This is a genomic window from Collinsella sp. TF08-11AT (genome assembly GCF_003437035.1).
In the GTDB taxonomy this organism is placed as follows: Bacteria; Actinomycetota; Coriobacteriia; order Coriobacteriales; family Coriobacteriaceae; genus Collinsella.
This window is the reverse complement of record NZ_QSRL01000005.1, coordinates 139,063-145,139: the sequence shown is the minus strand read 5'-3', so window position 1 is coordinate 145,139 and position 6,077 is coordinate 139,063. Positions and strand designations below refer to the sequence as shown.

General features: G+C 53.2%; 5 protein-coding genes and 4 tRNA genes. 7 read left to right on the top strand and 2 right to left on the bottom strand.

What is annotated here, in order from left to right:
- Positions 1-27: 27 nt before the first annotated feature.
- Together DXC79_RS05220 and DXC79_RS05215 are read right to left on the bottom strand one after the other, a co-directional pair.
- Complete coding sequence (locus DXC79_RS05220; RefSeq protein WP_117635378.1) at positions 28-1,122, bottom strand: PTS transporter subunit EIIC; 1,095 nt, start codon at positions 1,120-1,122, stop codon at positions 28-30.
- Positions 1,123-1,131: 9 nt separating this feature from the next.
- The gene (locus tag DXC79_RS05215; RefSeq protein ID WP_117635377.1) at positions 1,132-2,550 is read right to left on the bottom strand and encodes a glycoside hydrolase family 1 protein; all 1,419 of its coding nucleotides are present in this window, start codon (positions 2,548-2,550) and stop codon (positions 1,132-1,134) included.
- A 151-nt stretch (positions 2,551-2,701) separates the two neighbouring features.
- On the opposite strand from DXC79_RS05215, the gene DXC79_RS05210 reads away from it, so the two are divergent.
- The 7 genes from DXC79_RS05210 (at position 2,702) to DXC79_RS05180 (ending at position 6,019) form a co-directional block, all read left to right on the top strand.
- Positions 2,702-3,535: a MurR/RpiR family transcriptional regulator gene (locus DXC79_RS05210; protein ID WP_158550969.1), complete on the top strand. Its 834-nt coding sequence runs from the start codon at positions 2,702-2,704 to the stop codon at positions 3,533-3,535.
- A gap of 431 nt (positions 3,536-3,966) precedes the next feature.
- A tRNA-Tyr gene (locus tag DXC79_RS05205) sits at positions 3,967-4,048 on the top strand.
- Between the two features lie 10 nt (positions 4,049-4,058).
- Positions 4,059-4,134: transfer RNA gene (locus DXC79_RS05200), tRNA-Thr, on the top strand.
- Positions 4,135-4,137: 3 nt separating this feature from the next.
- A tRNA-Met gene (locus DXC79_RS05195) sits at positions 4,138-4,214 on the top strand.
- Positions 4,215-4,310: 96 nt separating this feature from the next.
- Positions 4,311-5,501: an elongation factor Tu gene (tuf, locus tag DXC79_RS05190; protein WP_117563790.1), complete on the top strand. Its 1,191-nt coding sequence runs from the start codon at positions 4,311-4,313 to the stop codon at positions 5,499-5,501.
- A 279-nt stretch (positions 5,502-5,780) separates the two neighbouring features.
- The gene (gene rpmG, locus DXC79_RS05185) at positions 5,781-5,930 is read left to right on the top strand and encodes a 50S ribosomal protein L33 (protein WP_022093895.1); all 150 of its coding nucleotides are present in this window, start codon (positions 5,781-5,783) and stop codon (positions 5,928-5,930) included.
- A gap of 13 nt (positions 5,931-5,943) precedes the next feature.
- Positions 5,944-6,019: transfer RNA gene (locus DXC79_RS05180), tRNA-Trp, on the top strand.
- Positions 6,020-6,077: the final 58 nt, after the last annotated feature.

The window sequence follows — 6,077 nt, the reverse complement described above, 5'->3', positions numbered from 1 at the left end:
CGTTAAACGAGCGCTAGGGTGCCACCCTTACACCAACATTTTCGACGCGATCTTGTTTCCCTTCATGGCAGTTGCCAGGGCGAGGCTCGTGCCACCAATGCAGAGGTTCGAGATGAATCCAAAGATAATGGGTGCCCAACCGAGCTGCGCCAGGCTCGTAACTTCGATTGCGATGTAAGCCTTATCGAGACCGAGCATGACGAAATAGGGGTTAAGGGCTGCCAGGATCGGAGTAGCGATAAATGCCACGTTGTCCATAAGCCACGTGACGGCATCGCTCAGCGCGTAGCCCATCATGCTGCCGGCGGGGCCAAGGATAATCAGCTCGACGGGCACGACGATGATCATGGTGAGCAGTGGCTTCAAGAACAGTTTGGTAACGTCGGGGATTATTTTCTGAAGACCGCGATCGACGAAGTACATGAACACGACGCCCAGTACGATTGGCACCACCGTGCTCGAGTAGTCATTCGTCGGGATGGGGATGCCAAGAAAGTCGAGACCCTCAGCACCGCTAATGGACGAGCTGATCATGATCGCGCCCAGCAATGCGCCCATGATGGGCTGCATCTTCATGACGGCTGCGAGCTGATAACCAAGATAAACGGGCAAGAAGCTAAACGAAGCGCTAAAGATCGCCAACAGGACCTGGGCGGTTCCGCTATCGGTGCTCAATCCGCAATAATTGACCAGGAGATTCTTGATCGAAAGAATGAGTCCGCCAACGATGAGCGCCGGGACGATGGGCATGAATACCTGTGCAGAGACGTTCCCGAATTTCTCAATCAAGCCCATGGCGGTGTTACCGCTTTTAATGCCTTCTGCAAGGTCTTTGGCAGTTTGGGCATCGTCGGCAACCGTGCCACCGCCGACTTCGATTCCCGCGAAGTCGAGGAAGTCGTTGTAAGCCTCGGTGACGTTGGGGCCGATGATCACCTGAAGCTGGCCACCGCTGACTACTGCCCCGAGCGCCTGATCGGCCGATTTGGCGAGCTGGAGATCGATGATCGAGGTGTCTCGTGCGTCGATGCGAAGGCGCGTCGCACAATGAGTTACCGATGTAATGTTCTCTTTGCCGCCAACAGCCTTTAGGACTGTTTCGGACATTGCCTGATATTTCATCTCTTTCTCCTAACCTTCCTGCTCCTGATACTTCGAGATAAGGTCTCGGTACCAATACCAGCTCTTTTTGGGGGTGCGTTCCAGATTGTTCTCGAAGTCGATATGGACAAGTCCGTATCGTTTTTCGTAGCCGTTGATCCAGCTATACAGATCCATCGTCGACCAGAGGTAGTAGCCCTCAACGCGCGCGCCGTCGCGCTTGGCCCTCATCATGTGCTCGATGAACTGGCCCAGAAGCTCGATGCGGTCATCATCGTGGATCATTCCGTCTGCGTCTGGTTGCTCATAGGCGCCATGTCCGTTTTCCGTAATAAAGATGCGGGGCGCGTCATAGCGCTCGTGGACATCCATGATGGTTGAATACATGCAACCTGGGAGTATTTCGCGGCCCCATTTATTGCGGGGAACATTGCTGTCGCGGGCGCTTTCAAACAAGGGCGCAATGCATTTTCCTTCGACCTTTTTGCTCGAACCGCCCTTATTGTTCGCCGAAACGGCAAGCTCTCCACCGTGCCAGTCGGTTACATACTCTCGGCAATACACGTTGAGTCCAATAAAATCGACTTTACCGTCTCTGAATTCTTCTACGTCATTTGGGGATCGATAGAGCGAGACGCCAAGTTTTTCAAGGATTTCGTCCATTTCTGGCGGCAGTTGACCCTGAAGCGCTGGTGCCAGAATCATGCGATTGGCGAAAAAGTCTGCGTATCGAAATACGTCATCAGGGTGCTCGGTTGCCGGGTCGAGTTCGACAACGCCGCCATCGTGGACGGCGCCGATGATGCCGTCGTAGCCCATTTGACGATATGTTCGGACTGCGAGTGCGCTTGCGCGCATCAGGTTGTACTGAAACTGCATGTACGACTGAACGTCGAGCGATCGATTGGGGGGATAGTTGCCCAACATGTTTACGCAGTAGCTGTAGAAATGCGGCTCGTTAACGGTAGCCCAGATTTTGACGCGGTCTCCAAAGCGCTCAAAGCAAATCTTGGCGTATTTGCAGAACCACTCTGCCATGTCGTTGTTCAGCCATCCGCCTTTGCAAGCAAGCGTGAATGGCAGATCGTAATGGAACAGCGTAACGTTGGGCTCTATGCCATTTTCGAGGCAGCAATCAATGACCCGATTATAAAAATCGATACCCTCTTCATTCACTTCGCCGATACCCGTGGGGATGATTCGACTCCATGAAAGAGAGAAGCGATAGGTGTTTTGTCCGCCTTCTTTCATCATGCGGATATCTTCTTCATAGCGATGGTAGAAGTCGCAAGATACATCACCGTCAACATGGTTGATGTTCTTATTGCTTGTGTGGCTAAAGAAATCCCACTCGCCAAGGCCTTTGCCGTCTTCGTTCCAGGCACCCTCGCACTGATAAGACGCCGTGGCGGAACCCCAGAGAAACGGCATGTTGTTCACGTTGCCCATGAATCCCCTTTCCATCATTCAACACGGTGGATACGTGTGGCGGAATTACGATTAAGATGACGTCAACTGTTTTGAATCATAGGAGAACGACCGAAGCTGATTGATTCAATAAATGAATCATGATTTTGAGGAGAATGGAAAGAGGGATCAGGTGAATATCAATGGCTTTGATGTGCTCAATCGCATTAGCTCCATCATCAACAGCGAGTGTGGATCTAACGACGCTGCCATTGCCCAATATCTCATTGCTCACCTTAGGCGCTCGAGCGAAATCAATGTTGTCGCGATAACTCGCGACGCTTTCGTTACGCGCTCTGCCGTTCGACGTTTCTGCAATCGGTTGGGTTATCAGTCTCTCAGAGATTTGAAAGAGTCATTTACTCAATCAGTCTTTCCTAGCGACTTAAGCCACCGAGAGGAGGAATTCGGCTATGAGGAGTACAGAGCAGAGCTCGATGTGCGCATGATCGAAATGTTTGCAGAGGTTGAAAGCGGCGTTTCAGATGTCGTTATTAAGCAACTTGCCGATGAAATAGGGAGGCACAAAAACGTTGAAATCTGGTGTACTAATAATGTGAGTGCCAACCTCGTACGGTTTCAACAGGAACTATTCTATACAGGCAAAATAGTTCGCATAGTTGCCGGGGCAAATGTCGCGGAATTGAAGAATGTCGAGGATGCTTCTCAGTCTTTGATAATACTCGTATCGGTTTCCGGGCTATTTGCATCGCAGGCGCGTGAGTATCTTGATTGCCGTTCGGGCAGGAAGATTCTCATCACTGCGTTTAGCAGTGATGAGAATGTGAGATCTTTCGATCGCGTCTATCGACTCGGCAACGCGGGGAACGGAATTGATCGACTCGGCGTTTACTCGAAATACGCTATAACGTATTTCTTCGACCTTCTTTCATCGTGCTACTTGAGCCGCTACCCCCGCACAAAGGGGGAGCCGCTCTATGGCTCAACATTGTCCTGGCCCGAGTGATTGCGGCTTTATAGCACTCTGGCTTAGTGAATGAGCGTGGATAATCTCCCACTTTGGGCTCGAAGTCAGGCCAAAAGTGGGAGATTATCCACGCTCGATTTCAAACGGGAGAAAATCCACGCTCGGTCGAGCCAGGGAAACCCGATCCCGACCTATATATAGGTGCAAATGAGTCGTTATCGAAGCAATATTCTGCAGGCTCACTCCACTACGCCAAAGTGTTCCCTCGGGAAATGTCACCGCTACATGCAAATTCAGCGTCCTTCATATCCAAACCCGGCAAAACAGCAGGTCAAAGGTATATAGATACGCCCGGCACCGTGTATCTAGAGGTTTTCGTTGACAGCCCCCAAGGTTGCATCGTATTATCTTTTTCGTTCGCGGGGGCGGCGGTCCAAAAGACCAAAGGACCTGCGGATACTTGAACGATTGGGAGTTTGCCCGAGTGGTTAATGGGGACGGGCTGTAAACCCGTTGGCTCTGCCTACATAGGTTCGAATCCTATAGCTCCCACCCGTCAAGTGCCTGTATAGCTCAGTCGGTAGAGCACTTCGTTGGTAACGAAGAGGTCACCAGTTCAAGTCTGGTTGCAGGCTCCATCCGGCGGTGTAGCTCAGTTGGTTAGAGCACACGGTTCATACCCGTGGCGTCACTGGTTCGAATCCAGTCACCGCTACCATAGGTAACACGGTGGCTTCTCAATAGTATGTTGAGAGGCCACTATGGTATAAAGGCAAAGTCCCGTCCGGGGACGACCTGTTTAGAGGAGGGCTTTATGGCCAAAGAGAAGTTTGAGCGCACTAAGCCGCATGTTAACATCGGCACCATTGGTCACGTCGACCACGGCAAGACCACGCTGACCGCCGCCATCACCAAGGTTCTCTCCGAGACCGAGGGCTGCAAGGCTGACTTCACTGCGTTCGAGAACATCGACAAGGCTCCCGAGGAGCGCGAGCGCGGCATTACGATCTCCGTCTCCCACGTCGAGTACGAGACTGCTGCCCGTCACTACGCTCACGTTGACTGCCCGGGCCACGCTGACTACGTCAAGAACATGATCTCCGGTGCTGCTCAGATGGACGGCGCTATCCTGGTCATCGCCGCCACCGACGGCCCCATGGCTCAGACCCGCGAGCACATCCTGCTCGCCCGTCAGGTCGGCGTTCCCTACATCGTCGTCTTCCTGAACAAGTGCGACATGGTCGACGATGACGAGCTCATCGACCTCGTCGAGATGGAGACCCGTGAGCTCCTCTCCGAGTACGATTTCCCCGGCGACGACATCCCCGTCATCCGTGGTTCCGCTCTGGGCGCTCTCGAGGGCGACGCCAAGTGGATGGACGCTATCCGCGAGCTCATGAACGCCGTCGACGAGTACATCCCGACGCCTGCTCGTAACAACGACCTCCCGTTCCTGATGGCCGTTGAGGACGTTATGACCATCTCCGGCCGTGGTACCGTTGCTACCGGCCGTGTCGAGCGCGGTGAGCTCAAGCTCAACGAGCCCGTCGAGATCGTCGGCATCAAGGATACCCAGAACACCGTCGTTACCGGTATCGAGATGTTCCGTAAGTCCATGGACTTCTGCGAGGCTGGCGACAACGTCGGTCTGCTGCTCCGCGGCATCAAGCGCGAGGACATCGAGCGCGGCCAGGTTCTCTGCAAGCCCGGTTCGGTTACCCCGCACACCAAGTTCACCGGCGAGATCTACGTTCTGACCAAGGAGGAGGGCGGCCGTCACACCCCGTTCTTCGATGGTTATCGTCCTCAGTTCTACTTCCGTACCACCGACGTTACCGGTACGGTCAAGCTCCCCGAGGGCACCGAGATGGCTATGCCTGGTGACCACATCACCATCGAGGGCGACCTCATCCACCCGATCGCCATGGAGGAGGGCCTGCGCTTCGCTATCCGCGAGGGTGGCCACACCGTCGGTTCGGGCATCGTCTCCACGATCATTGAGTAAATTAGCTCTTTGATATAGCTGACTTAGAGAACCCGGCACTTATATGGGTGCCGGGTTCTTTTCTGCAATGGATATTGAGCCGTTGCTGGTGTCGAGAGGATCGATAATGGTCCTGGATGCACCGTCGATTAGCTCTCGATGGCTTCATTGATGTGTTCCAAATATGAATGGATCCACCGAGAACCAATTGACTCGAGGTTTTCATTGACAGCACTTACGTGGAGCTGATAAAGTAACAACTCGTGCCCGTACGGGGCGGAAATGAAAGGTTCAGGATACATGCGTACTCTAGTTACTCTTGCGTGCACTGAGTGCAAGCGCCGCAACTATACGACCACCAAGAACAAGTCGACCATGCCTGATCGTATGGAGATCAAGAAGTATTGCCCCTGGTGCCGTCACCACACGCTGCACAAAGAGACTCGCTAGTCTCTAGTCACATACGCCAGTAGTTCAATTGGTAGAGCATCGGTCTCCAAAACCGAGTGTTGAGGGTTCGAGTCCTTCCTGGCGTGCCAGTCATTATTCCGTAAGCTCCCACTTGGGGGCTTACGGTTTACTCATGTATAAGCGCAT

Coding starts and splice junctions, on each gene's coding strand:
- DXC79_RS05220 (WP_117635378.1), bottom strand. CDS start 1,122: ATGAAATATCAGGCAATGTCCGAAACAGTCCTAAAGGCTGTTGGCGGC.
- DXC79_RS05215 (WP_117635377.1), bottom strand. CDS start 2,550: ATGGGCAACGTGAACAACATGCCGTTTCTCTGGGGTTCCGCCACGGCG.
- tuf (WP_117563790.1), top strand. CDS start 4,311: ATGGCCAAAGAGAAGTTTGAGCGCACTAAGCCGCATGTTAACATCGGC.
- rpmG (WP_022093895.1), top strand. CDS start 5,781: ATGCGTACTCTAGTTACTCTTGCGTGCACTGAGTGCAAGCGCCGCAAC.